Consider the following 707-nt stretch of genomic DNA (forward strand, 5'->3'; position numbering starts at 1 on the left):
TCGCCGTGCCTTTGTCGGCAGCAACCACTAGGTATGGGTCATCTTCATCGTGACGAATTACGTTTTGTGGTGGAATCACCTCGCCTTCAATAATGTTGTCAGAAACATCAAGCAATGCGCGAATGAACTGTTTATAGCAGCGTTGACCTTCTGCAAAGATTTCATCACGAGTGGTCAGAGACGGCTGACGCTTACAAACGAAACCACCTTTCGCCCCAACTGGAACAATAACGGTGTTCTTAACTTGCTGAGCTTTTACAAGACCAAGAATTTCTGTACGGAAATCTTCTTGACGATCTGACCAACGTAAGCCACCACGTGCAACTTTACCGCCACGAAGGTGAACACCCTCAATGTCTGGCGCGTAGACGAAAATCTCAAAAGCAGGAACTGGCTGAGGAATCTCTGGGATTTCGCTTGGTTTCATCTTCAAAGATAGCCAAGGCTTCGACTGCTTGTTTTCGTCCAACTGGTAGTAGTTAGTACGCAGCGTTGCCATGATCATATCCATGTAACGACGAATAATACGATCATCATCTAGGCTTTCTACACGATCCAGTTGTTCAGTCAGCTTCTTAATCAGATCACTTTGGCCTTTTTCGCTGCCTTTATGTTTTGGATCGAAACGTTTAGCAAATAGGTTAACCAAGCCAGTAGCTAAATCAGGGTAATGGCTTAGTGTATCTTCAATGTATTGTTGGCTGAAT

1 protein-coding gene is annotated in these 707 nt (G+C 44.7%); it reads right to left on the reverse strand.

Annotated features, from left to right (window positions below):
• On the reverse strand, window positions 1-707 hold a 707-nt coding region (locus R8O11_RS27705; RefSeq protein WP_318194934.1), incomplete at both ends, for an NAD-glutamate dehydrogenase domain-containing protein.

The organism is Vibrio sp. 1288, from assembly GCF_033344475.1.